Origin of the sequence: Candidatus Thiothrix sulfatifontis, from assembly GCA_022828425.1 — a bacterium.
Classification (GTDB): domain Bacteria; phylum Pseudomonadota; class Gammaproteobacteria; order Thiotrichales; family Thiotrichaceae; genus Thiothrix; species Thiothrix sulfatifontis.
Genome location: CP094685.1, coordinates 762,008 through 785,079, shown reverse-complemented (window position 1 = coordinate 785,079; position 23,072 = coordinate 762,008). Strand labels below are relative to the sequence as shown.

Below are 23,072 nucleotides of genomic sequence, written 5' to 3'. Positions count from 1 at the left end.
TGCAACCAACCCTTGGTGGGATTGCTGTCAGCGTCCGTAGCATTACAGTATGTATACAAGCGTATAATAAAAAAGGGGTTTTATAATGTTTGCCGATAATTTTCTGATTGAGAAGGTACGACTAGGGCAGTCGTTTTTGTTGGCCTGTGCGATGACCAGCGGAGCAACACTGGCTGCTGAGGATACTTACAACTGCGTTCCCCTGAAGGGAGGTTCCAGTCCGACAGATTCTGCGTATTTTGATCAAATCATTGCCAATCAGTTGGCGATTTCTCCACCAACTGCGCCTGCCAGCAGTAGCCCAAGTGCTGCTGATAATTTTTATATTGTGCAGAAAGGCGATACGCTATACGCGATTATGCGTAAATCTGGCGTTCCGATTAAGAATTTGATTGTCCTTAACCAACTGCCTTCCCTGAATAATCTGAAAGAAGGTCAGCCGCTGAAGCTTTTTGATCTGCCTAATACCGCACAGCCTCGGAAGACGCCTGACAAAGAAATGCTGCCAATGGCTAATGTCAGCTCTGCGGAGGCTGCGGTGGATCGGTACGTGGTCAAGGTTGGCGAAACGCTGTATGCGATTTCGCGCCAAACAGGGGTCAGCATCGAGCGTCTGGTTTCGCTGAATCAGTTGACCGCCTCCAATAACATCAATGCAGGGCAGCAATTGCGGTTGCGTTAGTCACCCCCATTGCTGACTCAGGCTGTCATGCCTTTTTGCACCAAGGCGGCAAATGAGGCGGGGTTGCGCGAACAAATATGCACTTTGCCGCGCCCGCTGAAGCGCAACACCACGCCTTCGCCGCTAGTGACGCTGTTGACCAGATTGCCAAACATGCCACCTAAACCGCCGCCAGAACTGCTGGTGGCGACAGAAATTTCGTAGTGCAAGGCACTGTCCCAGCACACAACATGGGCGTTATCAATGGTGAGATCGTTGCCCGGTTCCACATCGAGCGAAAACATTGAGCCAAAACCGGATACGGCAACCTGCCCTGTCCCCGCTGTTTCCATGACGAAAAAGCCGCCGGATTGCGCGAACAAGGCATTGCCGATGCTTTGGGTACGCACTTTCATTTCTGTGCCGGAGGTGGCGGCGACGAACGCGCCATCATTCAGCAAATATTGGCGGGCGCCCACGTCGATGATTTCCATGCCACCGGGCAGCGCGGGGGAAAGCAGGCAATCACCGTCCCCGCGTGTGGCTTCGATGTGTTGCTGAAACAGGGATTCGCCGTTGGTGAAACGCCGCATTAGAGCACTGCCTAGCCCGCCGGTCATGCGGCCTTTCAGCTCAAGATTGGCCTCCATCATCACCATCGCGCCCGATTCGCAGTAGATTTTGTCGCCTTTTTGCATGGCAACGTGTAAAAACGGGTCAACGTCGCCGGTTATTGTAAACACTGTCATGGATAAACTCTCCGATTATTGCAAAGGTGTTACCAACGGTAGGCCGCGCCTGCATACCCGCCCCAAACCGTGCTGCTGTCGATAATGGGGCTGTCAGCAATCGCGCTGTCATAGCCAGTCGCATTCACGCCACCCACCAAGGTTAGGCGCTCATTGATGGGTTTCTCCAAGGTAACGCCAAGTTTCAGCGCGAGGGCGGCGTCAGCTTGGTAAGCAGGGCGGTCTGCTTTGGCTTCGGCAGCATCGACACCCACGTAGTAGTCGGTCAGGTCGGCAGAAAGCCATTGCAGTTCCGCATACGGGCGCAGCTTGAGGGGCGTATCGAGGTGATGGGTGTAGCGCAGTTTGGCTTGGGCGCCTTCGTGAGCGGCGACATCTTGCGCAAGGTCGGCGGCAACCGTGCCGGTGGCGAGTTTCCAAGCCCCGCCCGCCCGCAGATTGATGGCGCGATCCAGCTCCGCCATGTCTTGCAATGCGGGGCTGTCACCGCGTTCGTGATCCCATTCATCCAGCCCTGCCCCCACATAAAATTCACGTTCGGGAGTGGCGTTGAATGACCATGCAGGGCCTGCAATATCAAAGCCGTTTTCCTTAATGATGACGGGTTTGACGCCGGTTTGCGTGTCGCCCCCCACGAATGGCGATTGGTCGGCGGTAGCGGCAAGGCCGACATTCCACTGGCGCGGTTCGGCGCTGGCGGCAGGTATTTGCGCGGTTGCTAACAGCGCGAGTGCGGCACACAATGCATACTTCATGTTATATCCCCGGTTCAAATGTAATGAAATCCAGCAACGCCGATTTGATCTTACCGATGCTCCAGCAACACCTTGGTACGGGCATTGCGATTGCGCGTGTCGACGCTGCCAGCGGCGGCTGTATTAACCAAACCAGTACGGTAACACTTGCCGATGGCAGCCGCTATTTCCTCAAAGTAAATCAGGCGAGTTTGCTGGAAATGTTTGCGGCGGAAGTGGATGGGTTGAATGCAATCCGCGCCAGTGCCAGCCTGCGTGCGCCTGAGCCGCTGGGCTATGGGGTGCAAGGGCAACAGGCGTATGTGTTGCTGGAATATTTGCCGCTGCAAGAACACGGTGATCAGCAACAAGCGGGTACGCAACTCGCTGCCATGCACCGCCACACGGCTGCACAACACGGGTGGTTTCGTAGCAATACCATCGGCGCAAGCCCGCAGCTTAATACTCAAACACACGACTGGGTGGCGTTCTGGCAACAGGAACGACTGGGGTTTCAACTTGAACGGGCGCGGCGTAATGGCTATCCGCCGCGTTCTTATGAGCAAGGCTTGCGCTTGCAAGAAAGCATTGGCGCATTGTTTACCGATTATCAGCCGGTGACTTCGTTGTTGCACGGTGATTTGTGGGGTGGGAATTTGGCGTATTTGCCGGATGGCAGCCCGGTGGTGTATGACCCAGCGGTGTATTACGGCGACCGCGAAACCGATCTGGCGATGACCGAGCTGTTTGGCGGGTTTGGGGCAGACTTTTATGCAGCGTATAACGCGGCTTGGGCGTTGGATTCGGGCTATGCGGTGCGCAAGACGTTGTATAACTTGTACCACATCCTCAACCACTTCAACTTGTTTGGCAGTGGGTATGGGGAGCAGGCGGCGCGGATGACGGAGATGCTGTTGGCAGAGATAGGCTAATATGGGCGTAATATTCTATACTACACTTATCAATTTTACGCCTATATTGTAATTGTATGCACAATCGAACCATCATCCAGCAATTCTCATTTTGAAAAATATGCTTTATGAATCAAGGCACTGAAAACACATAAAAAATGGTCATGATTTTTAACATATTGATTACACTGCCAACCATTCGTTTAAAATGAGAATTACTGACCATCATCCAACTGTTGCAACACAATGACCCACAGATGTAGTAGTCGATCAAGGTGATGTTTGGGATAAAACTCTTTATCGTGCCACTTATAAGAAAATTTTGAGCGTTTGTCCTTGCTTCAATTTATACCTTCAGAGGGTACAACCATAATGTGGGGCTTGTTTTACTGACTCCATAGGAAAACAGTAAACAGTCAGGACGTTAGCTGATCCATGATCTTTTAGCGTTTAATCATTTAGTGTAGGAGCGAAAAATGCTTAATTTAAATACCCAAAACACATCTCAAGCCAATCAATGTGGGTGCAGCTACTCTGCCAATCGCGGCAACAAATCCAACTCAAGTTCTTCCACCAATTCTATTATTAGTAGTAATGCTGGTGGACTTCCTGGTCTTAATAGTAATCAGAATACTCAGCAATTGTTGTTAAGCCTGTTACAAATGATTGTACAGTTGATGCAAACAATGCAGGGATCAGGTTGCAAGGACACTGGGAACACTGGGAACACTGGGAACACTGGGAACACTGGGAACACTGGGAACACTGGGAACACTGGGAACACTGGGAACACTGGGAACACTGGGAACACTGGGAACACTGGGAACACTGGGAACACTGGGAACACTGGGAACACTGGGAACACTGGGAACACTGGGAACCATTGCGCAAAGCCTAAGCCAATTCCTACAGCGGGTAATGGTGGCGTTCAAGGTGATCCGCATTTTTTTGGTGCTGATGGAGGAAAATACGATGTACAAGGCCAAGCAGGTAAAACCTACAATATCCTCAGCGACAAAGGTTTCCAAGTGAATGCGTCCTTTGCCAAATGGGATGAAGTTGGTTCTACCATTATGGGTAATGTCGGTGCAACTATGGGCAAAGACCAAGTACAAGTTGACGTGGATGGCGCTCTCACTATCAATGGCGAAGCCAAACAAGACGGCACGTATCAAGTGGATGTTGGATCAGTCACTAAGCAAGGAAAATCAGTGATTCTGAACGATGGCGAATACAGTGTCGCCGTGAATAGTCAAACAGCCGCAAATAAGTCTTATCTTGATGTTGATTTCAAGAGCACTAACGTTGCCGCTGATGGTGTCATGCCGCATGGTCTATGGGGTCAAACCGCTGATGGCGATGATAAAGTAAGAAACGGTGATCAAGGTGCGGGTGCACAGGGTGGCGGTGCGATTGAAAAGCTCGATGGCAGCATTTCAGAAAAAGGCGACAAAACCACGGTCAATCTGTATGAAGTTGCCAACTTGTTCGATACTAGCTTTGCCAACTTCAATCGTTTCAACAGCTAAATACTGCGTCGGTTGGTAACAGATTCATCATCTAATGCCGTAACAGTAAATACAGGCTGGGCAAGGTACTCACTTGTCCAGCTTTTTTGTTGATAAGTAGATCGCAGAATATACCTTATTTTATTAACGTGGTAATAAATTAAAAGATAGATTTTTATTTATTTAGATAGCAACTCGGAGCTAATTTTTTGGCTTTAAAAGCATAAATAAAATTTTATCTTTTTATTTTCAAGTGCTTATAGCATTCTTTTGATATTTTCTTGTGGTTGGCACACCCCTTGCAATGCTTGCGGCGTAACCAACGACAAGCAAGGAAAACACCATGAGCACTACCGCCACTCCCTACGAAGTCCTCCACGAAGCCGGTCACGCGCCCGTTAAAGCGTGGACAAAAGGCGTGCCTTTCGACGACAACTCCAAAAAGCAATTGCTGAACATTGCGCAGATGCCGTTTATTCACCAGTGGGTAGCGGCGATGCCGGATGTGCATTTGGGGAAAGGTGCAACCATTGGCAGCGTGATCCCGACCGTGGGGGCGATTATTCCGGCGGCGGTGGGCGTGGATTTGGGTTGCGGGATGATGGCGGCGAAAACCACCTTGACCGCAGCCGATTTGCCCGATTCGTTGGAAGCGATGCGTAGCAAGATTGAGAAGGTTGTTCCGCATGGGCGCGTGGCGACTCGCGGTAAACGCGATACCGGAAGTTGGGGTGATCCGCCGGACGATGTACTGGAAAAATGGCTGGCGTTGAGTGCGGGTTTCCAGCGGTTGTGCGAGAAGCACCCGTTCCTGAAAAACACCAATAACTTGAAGCATTTGGGGACGCTGGGTACGGGCAACCATTTCATCGAGGTGTGTCTGGATGAAACCCAAACCGTGTGGGTGATGTTGCACAGCGGTTCACGCGGGGTGGGCAATGCCATCGGTACGCACTTTATCGAGCAGGCGAAAAAGGATATGGAACGCTATTTCATCAACTTGCCGGATAAGGATTTGGCGTACATCCCCGAAGGTAGCCCGCATTTCCGCGACTACGTGGCGGCGGTGGCGTGGGCGCAGGATTTCGCGCAAGCCAACCGCGAGGTGATGATGGCGCGTACTTTGCAGGCGATCCGCGAGGTATTGCCGATCCCGTTCACGGCGGACGTGGAGGCGGTGAATTGCCACCACAACTACATCAACCGCGAACACCATTACGGCAAGGATGTGTGGGTGACGCGCAAAGGGGCGGTGAGTGCGCAAAAAGGTCAGCTTGGGATTATTCCGGGCAGCATGGGGGCGAAATCGTTCATCGTGCGCGGGCTGGGTAATGCCGAAAGTTTTTGCAGTTGCAGCCACGGCGCGGGGCGCGTGATGTCACGTACTGAGGCGAAACGCCGCGTGTCGCTGGAGGAGCATAAACGCGCTGTTGCGGGGGTGGAATGCCGCGTGGATGAAAGCGTGATCGACGAAACGCCGTCGGCTTACAAACCGATTGATAAGGTGATGGCGGCGCAGAGCGATTTGGTGGAAGTGCTGCATACGTTGAAGCAGGTGGTGTGTGTGAAGGGGTGAGTTTAATACTCACCCAACTCTACCGATCTAACCCAATAGAAATTTAAGCGACAGTAACTACCAAGGATTGAACAACAAAATGCCAAGCCATCCACGTATCGACAAAGGTGAAGGTCTTATTCGTACTTATGATCTTCTCCAAGAATTACGTGCTGATATTGATGCTGCCTATGAAATTTTGGAAACGGATCGGCAGTCACAATACTTACGTCGTTGCGTTGTTCGCGCAGTCTTTTCTTACGTAGAGGCTTTGATTGAGTGCATAAAGGTTGAGCTGCGATCAACAATTCGGACTAGAAAATACTCCAACCCACTCTCGGCAAAAGAACGGGAAACACTGGGTTCATTAACCATCGTAGGAACTTCGCATAGAAAATTTTTATCATTGGAGCAAAATGTTCAACGAACCTTCAAACTGGCAGCGAAAATTTGGAACATAGATTTTCAACTCTCAACACAAGATAATGAATTCAATGAGTTTCTTACGGCGAAATGGGCACGTAATCGTTTGACTCATCCAAAAAGCTTCTATGACATCCAAGTCACTGATTTTGATATGCATTGCCATACAAGAACAGGTATGTGGTTACAAGAAGAGTTTCAGAGACTTTTTCAAGCAAGAGTGTCATCACTACGCAAATATTCCAACTCCGCTTCGAGTTCGCCGGGATCGTAGTTAACTACCGGAATATCGCGTTTGGCGCATTCTTCGTAAAAGCGGTAACGATCTATACCTACAAACTCGCAAGCAAATCCAGCAGATATTTTCCCTGCATGAAACAGTGCAATGCCCGCCTCCAGCTTGATTTGCTTTTCCAGTTCGGGAAGCGTGTCACGCCCGAAGTCTTCGGGTATATCCAGTATAATTTGCATGTCAGACACCTGTATTTGCGTTTCCATACTCCATCATAACGTGAGATTTCCGCATGACCTACCAAGAATTCTACGACCACATCGACTGCCGTTTCCCCTATCACGACACAGCCGCATGGCAGCAACTCATTGCGCAATCCCTAGAAATCGGTGGCGATGCGCCGTTTCTGGTGTTGCATGAAATTTGCCGCTTGCCTACATCCGTCACCCTGAATCTTGAACAACACTTGGCGATGTATGCTTACTGGAAAGTGGCGTTTTCTCACCCCATGCAAGACATCGTTGAACCCGCGAGTTTGGCATTGATTCAACGACAGTTTTTGAGCGATGCGGAAGTTATTCACATCATGGAGCAATTGCGTGCTTACCCCCAGCAATATTCTGCGCTGCAAGTGGCATTGTCTGCGTGTGCTGATGAGCAGGGTTTGGTCGATGCGAAATACGAGGAAATTGTCAGTGAGTGGCGGCGGTAAGCATTCACTGAATCTCCACATCCTGCATCATGCCTGCATGTTCCAGCAAGCGGCTTGTCTGCTGCTGGATGCTATCCCGCAAGTTTGCAGCAAACTGCTGTTCTGCCGGGGTTTTCAATACACACGCCGCCCACACGCGGGGCAATTGTTCCACGACCTGCTTGCACATCGCGGTAAGTGTTGCCTGCACCAGTGAGCGCGACAGACCACAACTCGCGGCAAAATCTGCCAATTGAAAGGCGGAGACACGGGTATCGAAATCATCCCCCAACGCCATCGCCAGCTCCTGCTGGTATTCGGGATACACCGCGATATTGACCAGATCGTAGCAAGGCGCGGGTTCGATACCGTTTTTGCCGACGAAAAAGCTGATGTTTTTGCCGTGCGCATCCCAATTGCTGATGATGAGATTGAACAGCACCCAGTCCAGCACGTATTTGCGGGCAAGCGCAGGCGAACGGCAATGGGCGCAGAAGGCGAATAAACGCGGCAAACTTGCGCCGTCACGGATAGCCGCCACATCGGGGCTGTTACCAAAATTGCGCTCGTATTTGTATTCAGGCTGCAAATCGAGTGCCTGGCAACCGTCAAGCAGATGGCGGCGCAATACCGTATCGCCCTGGCGTTTGCGATCGAAGCGCGTCACCAGCAACGCACGATGCTGCCCGAAACGCCGCAATTCCACCGCTGCGACGGGCAAACCGATGGATTGAGCACAAGAGGTATTCATTCAGCACCACATGGTTCTGGTTGGCTGGCTCGAATTTGAGGATATGGGTGGAACACAAGCTGCCTTCGCCAAATGCCAGCCCGCCTTGTGCATCCGCCAACACATTGATTTTATGCTGAACGCCTGCCACCGACAGGCGCGGGCGACCATCCCACACAATCAGGTTGCGGGCGGGTTGATTGTCGAGCCGCTCCAGCAATTCAGCAGGCAGGATCGGGCGCAAGTGGGCGGGCTGGATGGGTTCAAGCGTTTCGGGCAAGAACTGCAATGCACCGGGCGTATCTGTTCCCAACGCACGAATAATGCCAAAGGTATTGGCACGGCTAAGTCGGTAGTTTTCCAGCAGGATGTCGAAACCCTGACCTTCGGGCAGCAAGTTACGCAGGAAACGTTGCAGCACCTGATGGTTCGCGACTGAGGTCAACGGCAAGTGTGGCGAAATGGCGAAACCACTGGCCTGCCATGCCGGTGTGTATTCCAGCGTCAATTGCCATTGCACATCTGCCAGCAGGAAACCGATGGGCTGTTCCCCCAAGCAAACCCGCAGGCGGTGTTCATACCCAGTCATCGTCGCCACCTTCCGTCCACGGCTCCACTTTTAGCGCAATGCCAAGGCCGTTGAGCACTTGCAGCAACGTACCGAGTTGCACGCCGGAATGCCCGCGTTCCAGCTTGCTCAAGGTGTCCTTGGCAACACCGAGTAACGCGGCAGCATCGTCAATCCGCAAACCGGATTGGGTGCGCTTGGCGCGGATGAATTGCCCCAGCAATTCCGGGGTGAGTGCGCCGGATTGTTGCGGGGTGGGAAGTGGGGTCAGGGGTCTTGCCATATGGGATTACCATTGTTCCTGCTATTCAAGGAATAATAGCGTATTGGGGACAGGATGCAAAGTTGTTCCTGTTAAAGCAGGAACAAATTGAAAGATAGGACTTTTATCTTTTTAGGGAGCGAAATCGTTCATCGTGCGCGGACTGGGTAATGCCGAAAGTTTTTGCAGTTGTAGCCACGGCGCGGGGCGCGTGATGTCGCGTACTGAGGCGAAACGCCGCGTGTCGCTGGAGGAGCATAAACGCGCTGTTGCCGGGGTGGAATGCCGCGTGGATGAAAGTGTGATCGACGAAACGCCGTCGGCTTACAAGCCGATTGACAAGGTGATGGCGGCGCAGAGTGATTTGGTGGAAGTGCTGCATACGCTGAAGCAGGTGGTGTGTGTGAAGAGGTGAGTAAGGGCAGATGCGCCAGCAATCCGCGAATCTGGCATAACCAGGAAGATGGAGCGTATCACCATCTTCCTGAATTAATTTAGGACTTACGCATTTACCTTGGATTCACATATCCGCGATAGCATCCAGCTCAGCAGTACGCTCGCTCGTCATGCGAATTTTGCAGGTTTTTGCGCGATTTTCCATGCCATTGGCTAGATTGGCAGTCATTGCTTCTACGGTGCATTGAGCATCGCGCATTTTTATCCAGCCCAATTGCATATTTTTAAGATCAGCCGCAACATTTCTGTCTTTCATTTTTTTCTTAAGAGCCTCGAAAGAGCCATTTAACTCCTGATCTGTTTGAGTTAAGCACTGACTGAACTCGCCGTCAGTTTGGAAACTATCAGATTTAGCCATCTCTCCACAGGGCAAGCCCGTTCCTGCAATAGCGTAACCTGAGAAAGCAAATATTGATGTGACCAAAAGGAAGTATTTTTTCATATAAAAATCCTGATTCAATGGAAAATATAATGATGGATGAGGTGATAGTGTCGCTTACATGTGACACAACTGTGTTATATATTAATACAGGAAGGAATACTAGCCACTTTAGGGTCTGCAAGAAAACGTGCCGTCCGCTTACAAGCCAATTGACAAGGTGATGGCAACGCAGCGCGATTTGGTGGAGATTGTGCATACGCTGAAGCAGGTGGTATGTGTGAAGGGGTGAGTTTATCGGTGCTTTGCTAAACGTTTCTATTGTCATCCAACCATTGCCGGATGGGTTTGAGAGCGGTGTAGGCAGCTTCAAACTGCGCTACACCCATCTGTGCAAGCATGGCTTCAAGCAAGGGATAAATCGCTTTTTCGGCATCCAGTTTAGCCGCAGCACCCTGTTCCGTCAGCGATACTATTTTTTCGCGGCGGTCGGCAGGATTCGCTTCGACCTTGACAAATCCTTTGCTGAGTAGTTTGTCTACAGTCTCCCCCATGCTGGGTTTAGTCACTTGGAAAATACGAGCCAGATCAACGATGCTGCGTTGCAAATTTTCGGTGCGGCTGAAATGGCTTAACAGCGAAAACTGAGAAAATGTCAGCTTATGCGGCAGTACACGCGTCATTTCAGTCGTCGCCAACATCTGGGTGATGTTGACTTCAACAAACAGTTGAAACACCCCGTCAATATTAGCTAACGAAGTTTGTGTATCGTGCTGCACATTCATATCCACATGGTCAGGTCATTATTTTGCTGTCGATGCGCCAACGCGGTGAAACGTCAACAACGGGGCCATAGCCAATGCGGGCAAACATTTGCAAACGGCTGGGTGATTCTAGGTGTAATTCTTGATGCAATTCAACAAATAGTTCCTGCATCTCTGGGAACTCTTGCAACGCCTGACTGTGCGGATTGACCGAAACACCCAGTTCTGTTGCTTTTAAATTCATGCGTACCCAGCTACGCCCCGCGTTGATTTGCTCAAACCGGGTGTTGGTTGGCGTAGTAATCCACACGAATCCCATCGAGGATGCTATTTTTTCTTTATATATATCAAGTCCCTGCTTAAACGCGGTGCTGTTAACATCGGTCATTTGTTCACGGGATATTTGCCCAAGTGCGCTTAAGCCTTCTAAAAACGCGCCACCCAAGTCAACGCCGTCAGGATTTCTTTCAATTTCTTCTTTGCCAATGCGCATTAAATCGACGGTTTCTTTCCAAGTGCGCGGGGTCGTAAATTCCACCAAATGGGCGCGTAGGGTTAAATCACGCAAGCGCGATACTAAGCCACTGTCTAACGTAAAGTCAGAGGATACGCCTTGGCTGACGGCTTCGCAGATGGCGGCTACTTTCGCTTGATCGACAGGGCGGTTGGTATCGTATGTTTCTTTATTCGTGCGTCTTTTCGTGATTTGCTGAAACAAGGGGTCTTTATCGGCGGCTGTATCCAACGTAAAGTCGATAAGCGCAATCGGGCGTTTATCGAGTGCTTCATCGGAAAATCCATCAGGAAACGGCGTGATCGTTACCGTAAAACCTAACTCACGCGCCGCAATATCCAACAGCTCAAGAAAGCAGCCGTGCCCCATCAGAATTTGACGGTTAAACGGGTCAGTTTGCGGCAGCAAGCGCTCAAGGTCGCAGTACAGCACCACGCGATTCGGTGTTTTCAAATCCACTAACCACGGCTGTCGATTATGCGGGTTGGGGGCTAATATGGCATAAGACAGGGCTTTCATTCGTGGGTCACGGTACGAAGCATTGCCTGCATTATCCCATGGTGCCAAGGCTCTGTCGGGTCTACGTGTTTTAACCCAGCCATAGCCTTCAAAACCAGCCGCAGCCAACACAATCGCGGACGAGCCTACTATCGTTATAAATTTTCTACGATTCATGCGTTTTTTCCTTCTGTTTTAGCGAGGTGCAACGGTTTCACGAAGTTGGGTGGCGTGACTTTCTAACGCCGCTTGCGCGTGACCAATTGGGTTAAAGTAGCCAGAAAATTTCCCATCAAAAACAGTGGGGTTGCTATGGGTGCTTAAGGCGGATAGGCGTTCCCCCGTCAGTGCATCAACAATCTCACTCTCGGTGCTAATTCCGCCGTTTGATACCGGTGTCAACAGCACTAGTGTTGAAACATAGTTAAGCGGCACGGTTGATTTGTTGACACTGGTGATAGAAAGGCGCACCCGCATCACGTTGGCGGCGGGTGTCGATACCAAGGTGTATTTGTCTGAAAAAGCTTTGGTAACGGCGTTACGGTAGGTGTCTTTTAGTGTGGCAATTTGTTCTGCATTCAACACTTCGCCTTTATCGCCCTGAGAATACTGCACGTCATCGACTAAAAACGCAGTGTAGCGTTTTTGTGCAAGGGAATTGCTATAGGTTAGTGTGCCTTTTCCATTGGGCTGCATCTGTTCGTAGTTGTTAAGAAAACCTGAGCGTGTCGTTTCTAGGTTCGAGCACGCGCTCAATAAAACCAAACTGGCAATGGTTGCGGCTATTAACTTTTTCATGGTCGATCTCCAGTAGCGTTGATGATAGTAAGTAAGCTTACCTTAATATAGTAAGCATACTAACTATTGTCAACAGTACTTTTTAGTCAGCATTAATAAAAATGCCGCGTAGAGACAGTGTGATTGACGAAACGCCGTCGGCTTACAAGCCGATTGATAAGGTGATGGCGGCGCAGAGCGATTTGGTGGAAGTGCTGCATATGCTGAAGCAGATGGTATGTGTGAAGGGGTGATCCCTATTTGCCTAAAAATAACGTATGTTTAAGGATAGGTGAATTCTTAACATTACGAATGGATAGACAAACAATGGACATGAACGAACAATCTTGTGAAACCATAGATACCGATACCAGTGTACAAACAGAGAAAGCGCGTGCCACGTTCTATGCCAGCCTTGGCGAGGTATGTCCTTTTGTTCTGACACCCATTAATCATCCCTGTTTCTTGGGCGATGGCTCCGTCTGGCCCGGAGAAAAACCCGCTTGGACAATCATTAATCGTCCTCATTCCGTCATCATTGCCACTGACGGCATGAGTGACACCTACTGGGATGACGGCACACCCCTTGGTTTTGGGGTGGAAATTTGCGCGGAAATGCCAGGAAATCTAAACATTGAGGAGGCAATGTCATCCTGCTTATTCAGACTTGTCAAAGCAGTGTCTGATGATATTGCTTATGAGCCTGCTAACCTGAATCTGTTTAAGCATTATTCCTGTCTGTCCCTCGAATCTCCTGCCCCTTGTATGCCTGAAGTTTACCATACAACAGATGAGGGGCATGTTGGCGTTATTCTAGGTTATTCATCACCGAGCATTCCCGCTGTTTTTTCAACACCTTATGGGGATGTACGTATGTTGGCAATAGCCCCGCTTTATGCAAAAGAAACCTTGGCACTACGCGCGGCTGGTCAAGATGCAGGTGTATTAAGAGATCAATTTGTTGCGACATTAAAAAAGCATGAACAGGAAGATTTTTGCCTTATTGATAGACCATTAATGATTCCTGATGTTATCTAATTCGCACGGATACAGCGAGATAGACATATCCACCCCCAAAGCGGTCATGCGGGTTAGGGTTACATTTGTCAGCCCATTTCTGACCCGTAACCCGCCGCATTGATAACCAATGTCCAATGTTTTGGTCATGCAAGCGTCCCAAATGGCACGGGCTGGAGCATCCAGTGCTTCGATAGCATCAAGCATGAGCACAATAGTCAGCTCAGGCTGGCGCAGGTGCAATGCCTCGTCAGCCGCTTCATTGACTTCCAACGTTGCATACCATTTGCCGTCATCACCAACACCCGCGTGCAATGAATACAAACCGCTGGCTTCCAACGCCTGCACCAGAAGCGTCAAATCCTGCTCGGCAATCAGGTCAAGGTCAGTGTTGAGATAGGGTGTTGTTGCTTTCATTGCTGGTTCACAAATGCAATAATCCGGCTAAATAGAACAATCTATCCCGATTAATTCCCCCTAATTTATCGCGCAGTTTATCCAGCACCTTGCTGGCGTAGCGATACGAAATCCCCGTGTGATCTTGAATGTTTTTGAAGGGCTTACCCGTGGCTGCGTAGCGTAAAATGGTAATTTCGGTCTCATTTAAGCTTGGCAAAAACGGCGAGGTAAACCGCGTGCAGGTTTGCGGGTCGGATAATACCAAACTGTGGAATATCTGCGTCATCTGCAACAACAGTTCGGCGCGTTCGCGCATTAAATGGTTAAAAATATCAGGGTGTTCGCTGCTGATAATATTGATGGTGGAAATGCCGATTGCCCCCGCAGCGGGAATACTGAGGGCATTCACGCAGCCGTATAATTGCGTGGCTAACTTATCAAAATGATTTTCATCAGGTTTCAGTCCGATGGTTTCAGCGTGTTCGCGGTAGTTTGTCAGTGAAAAATCGTTGTTTTTGATTTTTTTGACGCTGATGTCGCAGCGATCCAAATTTTCAGCGACGTAGTGTTGCAGAAAATTAACCGGGTAATCATGGGTATGCGTGAATTCTGGCGTGGCTGGGAATAGCTTGCCTTCGCGTTCCAGGCTCAACAGCGGCAAGTAGGTGTAGACAACCCGCCCCTCAAACCCCAGCGTTTCGATGAAGTTGACGTAAAGCGTGAAGCGTTCTTGAAACGAGGGTTTGGAAAACAGTGTATTAACAAAGTCACCGAGTAAATATTGATGAGGGCGCATAAATCCAGACTTCCCAGCAACTGGGCTTTGGGTGTTAGTACCACTAGTCTAACGGCAGTCGACTGCCACGCTCAAGCGGCATCGTCAAGGGTGGAAATTTCTACCTTGTTGCCCCACGCCCAAACCGTGAAACTCAATGCCATTATTGGGTGTTATCGAGGGAACAGGGGATGTCATCAATGGATTTAGCCAATTACGTGCAACGCCGGATGCAGGTGTTGGGTCTCAGCATCAAAGACGTGGCAGAGCGTTCGGGGCTTTCGCGGCAAACATGGCACAAGCTAATGCGCGCCGAGATTCAGGAGGCGAAAGTGTCGACCTTAATCAAAGTGGCGGCGACGTTGCGGACTTCGGTTCCCGATTTATTGGAGGTGTATTTCCAATCGAATGGGGCATCGAATCATCAGTGGAAGCAGTATTCGGCAGGTGGCGCGACAGTCTAATTGCAAGCTGGGGATGGAGGGGTAGCGCATGAATTTGTTGCCAGGGTCTGCGAATGTAGAGACGCAAAATTTTGCGTCTCTACGGTGATGTGGTATTTGCACATTTAGGAGGTTAATTTTTAATTGGCTTCACGCGCCCTGCCGCTTCTGCCGCTCGTGCTCGCGCTTCATCCGTATCTTTGCCCCGCGCTAACGCCACGCCCATGCGCCGCCGCTCGAACGCCACCGGCTTGCCGAATAAGCGCACGTCGCTTTCTGGCACTTGCAGCGCGTGTTCCACGCCTTCAAACGCAATGCCTTCCGCTTCCAGCCCGCCGTAAATTACCGCACTTGCGCCCGTGGAATGCAATGCAGTATTCACCGGCAAACCGAGGATAGCGCGGGCATGTAGCTCGAATTCGTTCTGGAATTGCGTTGCCATTGTCACCATGCCGGTGTCGTGCGGGCGCGGGCTGACTTCGGAGAAATACACCTCATCGCCACGCACGAATAATTCCACCCCAAACAAGCCGCGCCCGCCGAGGTTATCCGTAATTTTCGCGGCAATGTCTTCCGCTTTGGCAAGGGCGCTGGCGCTCATGGCTTGCGGCTGCCAGCTTTCGACGTAATCGCCTTTGACTTGGCGATGCCCAATCGGGTCGCAGAAATGGGTAGCGATTGCGCCGTTTTCCCCCACCGCTCGCACGGTAAGCAAGGTGATTTCGTAATCAAAATGGATGCATTCTTCCACAATCACCCGCCCATGATTCACCCGCCCCGCTGACAGCGCGTATTCCCACGCGGCTTCCACCTCGTCCGCGCTTTTTAGCATCGACTGGCCTTTGCCGGAGGATGACATCACCGGCTTGACGAAACAGGGGTAGCCCACGTCAGCGGCGGCGGCTTGCATCTCTGCCAAGCTGGAGGCGAAGTGGTAGCGCGAAGTCGGCAAACCCAAGGTTTCCGCTGCCAACCGGCGGATGCCTTCGCGGTTCATGGTCAGTTGCGTGGCGCGTGCGGTAGGAATCACTTCTGCTAAACCGGCGGCTTCAATCGCGGCGAGTTCGTCGGTGGCAATCGCTTCGATTTCCGGCACGATAAAATGCGGCTGTTCGGCTTCCACCAAGGCGCGTAAGGCTTGCGGGTCTGCCATATTGATGGCGTGGGCGCGGTGTGCAACGGGATGCCCCGGCGCATCGGCGTAACGGTCAACCGCGATCACTTCCACGCCTAAGCGTTGCAGGGCAATGATGACTTCTTTGCCGAGTTCGCCGCTGCCAAGCAGCATGACGCGGGTGGCTGAGGGGGAAAGCGGGGTTCCGATGCGCATGAATGGCCTCCGAGTGGCAACAAGTGGGCGGAAAAGTCTGGAGAATAGCACAAGCGATTCCGGCGCGTTACACTCTGCCGATTCGAGATTTTTAGGGATACAGCAATGACTTTCAAGGTAACGGTTCAACCTTCGGGACACACATTTTGGGCAGAAGCTAACGAGGCAATTTTGGAGGCGGGTTTGCGCCAAGGCGTGGCGTTGCCTTACGGTTGTCGTGGCGGGGTGTGTGGTTCGTGCGCTGCCACCGTGCTGAGTGGGCAGGTGCATTACCCGTTTGGTGAACCGCAAGGGCTTGCGCCGTATGAGGAAGAACGTGGCAAAGCGTTTTTGTGCATGGCTGCGGCGTTGAGCGATCTGGAAATTGATGCGCCGCGTGTGGGGCTGGAGCCGGACATTGAAATCAAAGCCTTGCCAGTGCGGGTTGAAAAGCTGCGCAAATTGGCGGCGGATGTGATGGAGTTGACGCTGAAATTGCCCGCGTCCGAACGCTTGCGGTTTCGGGCGGGGCAATACGTCGACATTTTGCTGAAAGATGGCAAGCGGCGCGGTTTTTCGCTGGCGAATGCGCCGTTTAACGATCAGTTTCTGGAATTGCATATTCGCCATGTGCCAGGTGGTTATTTCACCAGCCATGTGTTCAATGAGATGAAAGAAAAGGCTTTGTTACGCATTGAGGGGCCGTTGGGAAGTTTTTATATCCGCGAATCCGAACGCCCGCTGATTTTGATGGGCGGTGGCACGGGGTTTGCGCCGCTAAAAGGCATGTTGGAACAGATGATGGCGCAAGGCTTGGAGAAGCCAGTGCACTTGTATTGGGGCGTGCGGGCTAAGGCAGATTTGTACATGGATAGCGTGGTGCGCAGTTGGGTGTCGCGTCACCCGTTGTTGACTTATGTGCCGGTGTTATCGGAGCCGTTGCCGGAAGATGCTTGGGCGGGGCGCACGGGCTGGGTACACGATGCGGTGGCGCGTGATTTCCCGGATTCGGCGGGGCATGATGTGTATTTGAGCGGGCCGCCACCGATGGTGAATGCGGCGCAAATGGCGTTTTTGGCGCAGGGTTTGCCGGAGGCGCAATTGTTTTACGATTCGTTTGAATACAGCCCGGATAGGCTGAAAGCGATGCAGGGGTGATGGTGAATCGACCTTCATTCGTTTGAGGTAGAGACGCAAAAAGTTGCGTCTCTACGCTGGCAGACAAGCCACCATCACTGGATTAGCAATCTCAAGCCACTACTTTAACCATGCAATACAGCCCAGCATGAGAAGGAATGGCTATTTCACCCGCCGCATTGACACATTTCCAATGCGAAATCACGGCACTGCACGGTGTATTGGGTGCACGCAAACGCACCGTTAAACGCACCTGCTCACCCGGCTGAGTATCAGGAATCGGCACATTTTCACGCATTGGCAACAGGCTCGCGTCGCCGTCAACGCTCACGCATTGCAAATGCCAACCAATCCAAGCTTCTTTGCCTAAATTGGTAACTTCCCAGGTTTTCTCAAACTCTTCCCCGACGCGAACCTGGCTATTGTCGGGGAAGGTTACATCCGCCACAAAACCCAGCACAAAAGCCGTGCTACCGCCTCTACGCCCGGCCAGTGACACTTCGCGCCCACTAAAAAAGATGCGCAACATGCTTAATGGGTGTGTTTCCAGCGTATCCGCCACCTGCGTCAGGGTGGATAAGCGTGCTTCACCAATTTCGGCACGCAACAGCTTGTGCCATGTTTGGCGTGAAATACCAGAACGTTTTGCAGCTTCCGTGGTTGTCATCTGCATGGCACGCAGACGCAAACGCAAGTAATCTGCCAAATCTAATGCAGACATGTTTATTATTCCTCAATGATCAACTGACGTTTATTAATTTAACAGAAAGGAAATCAATACGATAGAGAATACACCATTTTTGTTATGCACTGTATATAATGCATAACTTGTTAAAAGCATTAATTTGCACTATATACTAGGCATGGACATGACATTATTAGGGCAAGCCTTGCGCGACGCCCGCAAACAACGCCGTTTTACCCAAGCCGATTTAAGCGCAAAAGTCGGCATGAGCCGTGCTACGCTCTCTGGAATCGAAAATGGCACGATTCCCGAAGTCGGCATTCGCAAAATACTCGCCCTCTGCTCCGTGTTGGGCTTGGAATTACTCGTTCAACCCATCGCGCCGCGCCGCCCCACCTTGCACACGCTGGTGGATGAGATTACCCAACGCAAAACAGGCCGCACCTCATGAGCACCCCCGCACCGACCGCACCAAGCAGCCTCGATATTTACGTGCAAAACCAATGCAGTGGCACGCTAGGGCGCAGTGCGCTGCGAGCGCTCAATTACGTGTTTGCTTATTCACCCGATACCGCGCCTGCGCAAGCGGTGTCGCTCACCATGCCGGTCATGCCCGACCAATACGGCTATCAACAAGGGGTACACCCGATTTTTCAAATGAATCTGCCCGAAGGCGAACTGCGCGAATTATTGCGTAACCGTTTCCAAAAAACCGTGCAGAATTTTGACGACCTCGCCTTATTGAGCATCGTGGGGCATTCGCAAATCGGGCGCATCCGCATTACCCCCGCAGGAACACTGCCCGATGCGATGCCGCTGCAAGACATGCAGGAATTGCGCACCTATTCCGGCACAGAAGATTTATTCGCTGATTTATTGCAACGTTACGCTCGCTATTCAGGTATTTCCGGTGTGCAACCCAAAGTATTAGTGCGCGATGCCGATACTGTCGCCACCGCCGCGCAATTGGAGCAATTCAGTTACCGCGATGCCACCCACATTGTCAAAGGCTGGAACCCCGACCGCTTCCCACAACTTGCTGCCAACGAATATTTCTGTATGCAAGCCGCACGCAAAGCCGGGCTGGAAACCCCCGATGTGGAACTCGCCGCGCAAGGGCGTCTGTTAATCGTCAAACGTTTCGATCTGGATGCCAATGGCGGCTACCTCGGTTTTGAAGATTTCTGTGTGCTGAACGGTTTGGCCACTGATGACAAATACGTTGGCAGTTATCAAGATATTGCGCAACGCATCCGCCAATTTGTGTCCCCCACACGGGTACACGAAGCATTGGAGCAGTTTTTCCTCTCGTTAGCGCTAACCTGTGCGGTGCGCAATGGCGATGCACACCTGAAAAACTTCGGGGTACTCTACAATGACCCGGAAGGCGAAGTGCGCTTTGCACCCGCATTCGATATTGTTTCCACCACGCCGTACATCCCCAATGACACCTTGGCACTGTTATTTGGGGGCAGCAAAGCCTTCCCGGAACGCAAAGCACTGTTGGCCTTTGCCCGCCAGTTTTGCAATATCAACGAGCGTCGCGCCAAACACCTGCTGGAATGGGTGGCGCACGGCTTGGAAAGCACCTTGCCGGAATTACAAGCCTATCAACACCAAAACCCCGCCTTCACCGCAATCGGTGAACGGATGCAAACCGTTTGGAAACAAGGAATTGCCGAACTGATGGCTATCCATTAGTATCCAAACCTGAACCTCACCGGATTAATGATTATTATGCTGAAGTATCTGGCACATTTAAGTTGGGTAAGCGCCTGTAGCCTGCTGTTACTGTTAGCAGGCTGCGATAACGCTCCCGAAAACCCAGCAGCCTCGCCCTCCTCCAACGTCACCGTCTTGGAAACCTATATCCAAGCCTTGGAGCTGGAAAATGAGACGCTGGATACCCGGTTTGGCAAATTACAAATCACCCACAGCCAGCCCGACTCCCCCCCAGACTCCTTGCTGCTGAATGATAAGAAGATTTTCCAACAAGAAGGTTTTTACCTGTCGCTGCACTACTACATTAAACAAAATAACCGCGATGTGGTGCTGTTTGGTACGAATTGCGGCGGCACGGCTTGCCCGCAAAACCAGTTCCATTTCCTGCTGTTGGAGGAAGACGCTGACCCCATCATGGTGAGCCATCCCGATTTCAACGCGGTGCCAGAAGATCTCACCGTGAATGTCGATGGCGAACGCTTATTGCTGGATCTGGGTTTCCAAGCGGGCAAACACAAAAATGCGGTACTGCAAGGCAGTCAATTGGGCATTGAACTCGAAACCGTGCCCAAAAGCTTTGTTGGCGAAGAAAACTGCCGCTGGTTGTACGAAGAAGCCCTAGGCGCGTGCAAAGAACACCGCGAAACCGATGGCAACTGCGCCGACCCGCAAGCCAGTTTCCCCGGCTACCTGACACGCGGGGTCGCGGCGGTAGGTGAACACCCCGGCTTTGTTGGGGAATCGTTCGGGCGGCGCTGCAAGATTGCCTGCGAAAGCGCCAAAATTGTCGATTACCCCACGTTTGCCAAAGAAGTGTGCAGCAAGTCCTAATTCAGAAAGCGTAATTGGCGCTGATTGCCACTTTTGCCGCCATCCTGTGGCGTTGCCCGGTTTTTACGGGCTTCGCTCAAAAATGGAATCTGCCCTTTCTGCCCCGTGACCGCATAATCTTGCAGCAAAGCGTCTTCCAACACGCTTAGCTCAATCCCCAACACTGCCTGCCCGCCGCCATGCACCAACACGAATAAACGCGGCAACGCAATTTGATGCGTTTGTTGCACTTGCGCATAAATCCAAGCCGATAATGCCCAGAAACGCGCAAACGGTGCATCCCCCAACAACAACGGCAAGGTGTGCGCAAACCGCCCGGAATTGGCGATCATGTCCCAATAGCGGGCAAACCGATTCATCTGTTGCATGGTGTCGAAATCCACCCGATCGGTACGCAAAATGTTGTACGGCGGCTGTGGGTTATACACCATCCCAAACGCCTCGGTATGGCGAATAATCGGCGTACCGCGTAAACGCTTGAGGATACCCACCTGAATTTCATGCGGATTCAAGGCCATCAAACGGTCAAAACCCGCCCCAAAACTCGGCAAATCTTCCCCCGGCAACCCAAAAATCAGATCGGTGTGCAAATGCGCGGCAGAATGTTCCCGCAACCAGCGGATATTTTCCGCCGATTTTGCATTGTCTTGCTTGCGGCTAATCAGCGCCTGTACCTCTGGGTTAAAGGTTTGGATGCCAATTTCAAACTGCAAAGAACCGGGTGGAAAACGGGTAATCCGTTCCTTAAGTGCGTCCGGCAAATGGTCGGGAATCAGCTCAAAATGCAAAAACGTTGCCGCATCCAAGCGTTCCAAGAAAAAGTCCAGAATCGCCACCGTCGTGGCAATTTTCAGATTAAAGGTGCGATCCACAAAGCGAAACTGACGCAAACCCCGCTGCCACAGCCGATCCATTTCCGCCAAAAAGTTTTGTAATTCAAACGGCAACGCGGTTTTATCCAAAGCCGACAAGCAAAACTCGCATTTGAACGGGCACCCGCGTGAGGCTTCCACGTAAATCGAGCGTGTCGCCAAATCATCCTCGGTGTATTGCGTATACGGTAGCATCAACTGCGCCAACGGCACTTGTTCACCCGCAATAACTTTATTCAAAGGCTTTTGCCCGTGCAGCAATTGCCCGCACAACTGCCGGAAACTCACCTCGCCCGCCCCGGTAATCACGTAATCCGCCTGCTGCACAATTGTTTGTTGCGCGGTTTCGTAACTGACTTCCGGGCCGCCCAACACGATTACCACGTCTGGGGCGAGTGCTTTGAGCAACGCTACTAAGGCGGTGGTTTCGGTGATATTCCAGATATACACCCTCAAACCGATGATGCGCGGTCGACCGATTAATAATTGCTCGGCAATATCCAACGGGCGCATTGCGATCGTAAATTCCATGATTTTTGTTTGCGCTTGCCACTCACCCTGATTGGCTAATAAGTAGCGTAAACCCAACGAGGCATGGGTGTAGCGTGCATTCAAAGTGGCAATAATAATAGTGTTTACCATAATTAAAATCGTATTTTATCCATTTAAATTTCTGATTAACTGACCAACAAGAGCAAATCCAAGGCTAAGCCACTGTTTAACATAAATTATAAAAAATATTTATTAATTTATATAATAAACAATGGAACTTTTTAGTAGCAAAAAAATGACAACATACTGTCTCTGATATACACTCCAGTACTCTATAGTATGTTGTTATATAGATACAGTGAAGTTGATTAGTGTCGCCCCTCATTTATCACTGCAAAACGTGCCGTTGGTCAGTCGCACGGGTGCGCACCCTTTATTAGAATATCTTGATATGCTAATCTCTTTTTTAATCCTTCAATCAATTTTACTAAAGTTTCTTATTAAATCAAAAATTTAGGTTAATTTATGTTTACTGTAAAACGTCTCCTGACAGTGGTTCTTCTAACCATTAACATGGTTGGAATCGCCTCGGCTGGGCAGAAACGGCCAAACAGCCTTCATGTAACCGCGACTGCTTATAATTCAGTTCCTGCACAAACGGATAACACTCCAGACATCGCCGCATGGGGCGATCGCTTAACACCTGGCTTAAAAGCCATCGCCATTTCCAGAGATTTGTTGAAACAACACGGCCTCAGATACGGCGATAAAGTAAAAATCAAAAGCCCCGATGGTGAATACCTCGACGGCGAATACATCGTTATGGATAAAATGAATGCCCGCTGGCGCAAAAAAATCGACATTTACATGGGGATAGACGTGCGCAAAGCAAAACGTTGGGGAAAACGCAACGTTAGCATTCACTGGTAATAACACTCACGATCGAAGGATTACTCAAAGCCCGCACCTATCGCGGGC

At 50.9% G+C, this 23,072-nt stretch carries 29 protein-coding genes and 2 pseudogenes; 16 read left to right on the top strand and 15 right to left on the bottom strand.

The window, feature by feature from the left end; all coding sequences use genetic code 11:
* Positions 1-85 precede the first annotated feature (85 nt).
* The gene (locus tag L3K52_03980) at positions 86-682 is read left to right on the top strand and encodes a LysM peptidoglycan-binding domain-containing protein (protein ID UOG92895.1); all 597 of its coding nucleotides are present in this window, start codon (positions 86-88) and stop codon (positions 680-682) included.
* Positions 683-699: 17 nt separating this feature from the next.
* On the opposite strand, the gene L3K52_03975 is transcribed toward L3K52_03980, so the two are convergent.
* Positions 700-1,410, bottom strand: coding sequence for a TIGR00266 family protein (locus L3K52_03975; GenBank protein UOG92894.1), 711 nt, complete (start codon positions 1,408-1,410; stop codon positions 700-702).
* 29 nt (positions 1,411-1,439) lie between these two features.
* Entirely contained in the window at positions 1,440-2,165 is a 726-nt protein-coding gene (locus tag L3K52_03970; protein UOG92893.1) for a MipA/OmpV family protein, read from the bottom strand.
* A 23-nt stretch (positions 2,166-2,188) separates the two neighbouring features.
* Between L3K52_03970 and L3K52_03965 the strand changes: the two genes are divergently transcribed.
* The 5 genes from L3K52_03965 to L3K52_03945 all read left to right on the top strand — a co-directional run bounded on the left by L3K52_03965 (position 2,189) and on the right by L3K52_03945 (position 6,815).
* Positions 2,189-3,076 (top strand): fructosamine kinase family protein, encoded by an 888-nt coding sequence (locus tag L3K52_03965; GenBank protein UOG92892.1) that lies wholly within the window; start codon positions 2,189-2,191, stop codon positions 3,074-3,076.
* A 679-nt stretch (positions 3,077-3,755) separates the two neighbouring features.
* Positions 3,756-3,953 (top strand): hypothetical protein, encoded by a 198-nt coding sequence (locus tag L3K52_03960; GenBank protein UOG92891.1) that lies wholly within the window; start codon positions 3,756-3,758, stop codon positions 3,951-3,953.
* Positions 3,954-4,083: 130 nt separating this feature from the next.
* On the top strand, positions 4,084-4,584 hold the full coding sequence (locus L3K52_03955; protein ID UOG92890.1) for a hypothetical protein: 501 nt from the start codon (positions 4,084-4,086) through the stop codon (positions 4,582-4,584).
* A 322-nt stretch (positions 4,585-4,906) separates the two neighbouring features.
* A complete protein-coding gene (locus L3K52_03950) occupies positions 4,907-6,139 on the top strand; it encodes an RtcB family protein (protein UOG92889.1) in 1,233 nt (410 codons plus the stop codon).
* A 79-nt stretch (positions 6,140-6,218) separates the two neighbouring features.
* On the top strand, positions 6,219-6,815 hold the full coding sequence (locus tag L3K52_03945) for a hypothetical protein (GenBank protein UOG92888.1): 597 nt from the start codon (positions 6,219-6,221) through the stop codon (positions 6,813-6,815).
* Here L3K52_03945 and L3K52_03940 read toward each other — a convergent pair.
* Positions 6,752-7,012 carry a UPF0175 family protein gene (locus L3K52_03940; protein UOG92887.1) on the bottom strand — a complete coding sequence of 87 codons (261 nt, stop codon included), beginning with the start codon at positions 7,010-7,012 and terminating at the stop codon, positions 6,752-6,754. The genes L3K52_03945 and L3K52_03940 overlap by 64 nt on opposite strands.
* Positions 7,013-7,065: 53 nt before the next feature.
* On the opposite strand from L3K52_03940, the gene L3K52_03935 reads away from it, so the two are divergent.
* A complete protein-coding gene (locus L3K52_03935) occupies positions 7,066-7,485 on the top strand; it encodes a hypothetical protein (GenBank protein ID UOG92886.1) in 420 nt (139 codons plus the stop codon).
* 4 nt (positions 7,486-7,489) lie between these two features.
* On the opposite strand, the gene L3K52_03930 is transcribed toward L3K52_03935, so the two are convergent.
* The 3 genes from L3K52_03930 to L3K52_03920 are packed head-to-tail and all read right to left on the bottom strand — an operon-like array spanning position 7,490 to position 9,045.
* The gene (locus L3K52_03930) at positions 7,490-8,170 is read right to left on the bottom strand and encodes a HipA domain-containing protein (GenBank protein UOG93963.1); all 681 of its coding nucleotides are present in this window, start codon (positions 8,168-8,170) and stop codon (positions 7,490-7,492) included.
* Positions 8,073-8,783: a HipA N-terminal domain-containing protein gene (locus L3K52_03925; protein ID UOG92885.1), complete on the bottom strand. Its 711-nt coding sequence runs from the start codon at positions 8,781-8,783 to the stop codon at positions 8,073-8,075. The genes L3K52_03930 and L3K52_03925 overlap by 98 nt, the downstream gene beginning before the upstream one ends.
* Positions 8,770-9,045, bottom strand: a complete 276-nt coding sequence (locus L3K52_03920; protein UOG92884.1) for a helix-turn-helix domain-containing protein — start codon at positions 9,043-9,045, stop codon at positions 8,770-8,772. Before L3K52_03920 ends, L3K52_03925 begins: the two co-directional genes overlap by 14 nt.
* Positions 9,046-9,160: 115 nt before the next feature.
* Between L3K52_03920 and L3K52_03915 the strand changes: the two are divergent.
* Positions 9,161-9,439, top strand: a pseudogene (locus tag L3K52_03915) (RtcB family protein).
* Positions 9,440-9,544: 105 nt separating this feature from the next.
* Here L3K52_03915 and L3K52_03910 read toward each other — a convergent pair.
* From L3K52_03910 to L3K52_03895, 4 genes are all read right to left on the bottom strand, one after another.
* Entirely contained in the window at positions 9,545-9,922 is a 378-nt protein-coding gene (locus L3K52_03910; protein UOG92883.1) for a DUF1311 domain-containing protein, read from the bottom strand.
* A gap of 245 nt (positions 9,923-10,167) precedes the next feature.
* Positions 10,168-10,638: a MarR family transcriptional regulator gene (locus L3K52_03905; protein ID UOG92882.1), complete on the bottom strand. Its 471-nt coding sequence runs from the start codon at positions 10,636-10,638 to the stop codon at positions 10,168-10,170.
* Between the two features lie 16 nt (positions 10,639-10,654).
* On the bottom strand, positions 10,655-11,812 hold the full coding sequence (locus L3K52_03900; protein ID UOG92881.1) for a hypothetical protein: 1,158 nt from the start codon (positions 11,810-11,812) through the stop codon (positions 10,655-10,657).
* A gap of 18 nt (positions 11,813-11,830) precedes the next feature.
* Entirely contained in the window at positions 11,831-12,433 is a 603-nt protein-coding gene (locus tag L3K52_03895; protein ID UOG92880.1) for a DUF3313 domain-containing protein, read from the bottom strand.
* A gap of 119 nt (positions 12,434-12,552) precedes the next feature.
* Here L3K52_03895 and L3K52_03890 point away from each other — a divergent pair.
* Together L3K52_03890 and L3K52_03885 are read left to right on the top strand one after the other, a co-directional pair.
* Positions 12,553-12,666, top strand: a pseudogene (locus L3K52_03890) (RtcB family protein).
* Between the two features lie 73 nt (positions 12,667-12,739).
* Entirely contained in the window at positions 12,740-13,450 is a 711-nt protein-coding gene (locus L3K52_03885) for a hypothetical protein (protein UOG92879.1), read from the top strand.
* Here L3K52_03885 and L3K52_03880 read toward each other — a convergent pair.
* The gene (locus L3K52_03880) at positions 13,427-13,846 is read right to left on the bottom strand and encodes a hypothetical protein (GenBank protein ID UOG92878.1); all 420 of its coding nucleotides are present in this window, start codon (positions 13,844-13,846) and stop codon (positions 13,427-13,429) included. The genes L3K52_03885 and L3K52_03880 overlap by 24 nt on opposite strands.
* Positions 13,847-13,853: 7 nt before the next feature.
* Positions 13,854-14,624 (bottom strand): hypothetical protein, encoded by a 771-nt coding sequence (locus L3K52_03875; protein ID UOG92877.1) that lies wholly within the window; start codon positions 14,622-14,624, stop codon positions 13,854-13,856.
* A gap of 179 nt (positions 14,625-14,803) precedes the next feature.
* On the opposite strand from L3K52_03875, the gene L3K52_03870 reads away from it, so the two are divergent.
* Complete coding sequence (locus L3K52_03870) at positions 14,804-15,067, top strand: helix-turn-helix transcriptional regulator (protein ID UOG92876.1); 264 nt, start codon at positions 14,804-14,806, stop codon at positions 15,065-15,067.
* 112 nt (positions 15,068-15,179) lie between these two features.
* On the opposite strand, the gene purT is transcribed toward L3K52_03870, so the two are convergent.
* Positions 15,180-16,376: a formate-dependent phosphoribosylglycinamide formyltransferase gene (gene purT, locus L3K52_03865; GenBank protein ID UOG92875.1), complete on the bottom strand. Its 1,197-nt coding sequence runs from the start codon at positions 16,374-16,376 to the stop codon at positions 15,180-15,182.
* A gap of 105 nt (positions 16,377-16,481) precedes the next feature.
* Here purT and L3K52_03860 point away from each other — a divergent pair, with 105 nt between their 5' ends.
* Positions 16,482-17,513, top strand: a complete 1,032-nt coding sequence (locus tag L3K52_03860; protein UOG92874.1) for a CDP-6-deoxy-delta-3,4-glucoseen reductase — start codon at positions 16,482-16,484, stop codon at positions 17,511-17,513.
* 91 nt (positions 17,514-17,604) lie between these two features.
* Here the strand turns inward: L3K52_03860 and L3K52_03855 are convergent, their stop codons facing one another.
* Complete coding sequence (locus tag L3K52_03855; protein UOG92873.1) at positions 17,605-18,213, bottom strand: helix-turn-helix domain-containing protein; 609 nt, start codon at positions 18,211-18,213, stop codon at positions 17,605-17,607.
* A gap of 148 nt (positions 18,214-18,361) precedes the next feature.
* Between L3K52_03855 and L3K52_03850 the strand changes: the two genes are divergently transcribed.
* Genes L3K52_03850 through L3K52_03840 form a run of 3 tightly spaced genes read left to right on the top strand, consistent with a single transcriptional unit; the run spans position 18,362 to position 20,730 of the window.
* Complete coding sequence (locus L3K52_03850) at positions 18,362-18,628, top strand: helix-turn-helix domain-containing protein (protein UOG92872.1); 267 nt, start codon at positions 18,362-18,364, stop codon at positions 18,626-18,628.
* Entirely contained in the window at positions 18,625-19,878 is a 1,254-nt protein-coding gene (locus tag L3K52_03845) for a type II toxin-antitoxin system HipA family toxin (GenBank protein ID UOG92871.1), read from the top strand. The genes L3K52_03850 and L3K52_03845 overlap by 4 nt, the downstream gene beginning before the upstream one ends.
* A 36-nt stretch (positions 19,879-19,914) precedes the next feature.
* Positions 19,915-20,730, top strand: a complete 816-nt coding sequence (locus L3K52_03840) for a hypothetical protein (GenBank protein ID UOG92870.1) — start codon at positions 19,915-19,917, stop codon at positions 20,728-20,730.
* Here the strand turns inward: L3K52_03840 and L3K52_03835 are convergent.
* Positions 20,727-22,244, bottom strand: a complete 1,518-nt coding sequence (locus L3K52_03835; protein ID UOG92869.1) for a DUF4080 domain-containing protein — start codon at positions 22,242-22,244, stop codon at positions 20,727-20,729. The genes L3K52_03840 and L3K52_03835 overlap by 4 nt on opposite strands.
* Positions 22,245-22,619: 375 nt before the next feature.
* Between L3K52_03835 and L3K52_03830 the strand changes: the two genes are divergently transcribed.
* The gene (locus tag L3K52_03830; protein ID UOG92868.1) at positions 22,620-23,024 is read left to right on the top strand and encodes a 3D domain-containing protein; all 405 of its coding nucleotides are present in this window, start codon (positions 22,620-22,622) and stop codon (positions 23,022-23,024) included.
* Positions 23,025-23,072: the final 48 nt, after the last annotated feature.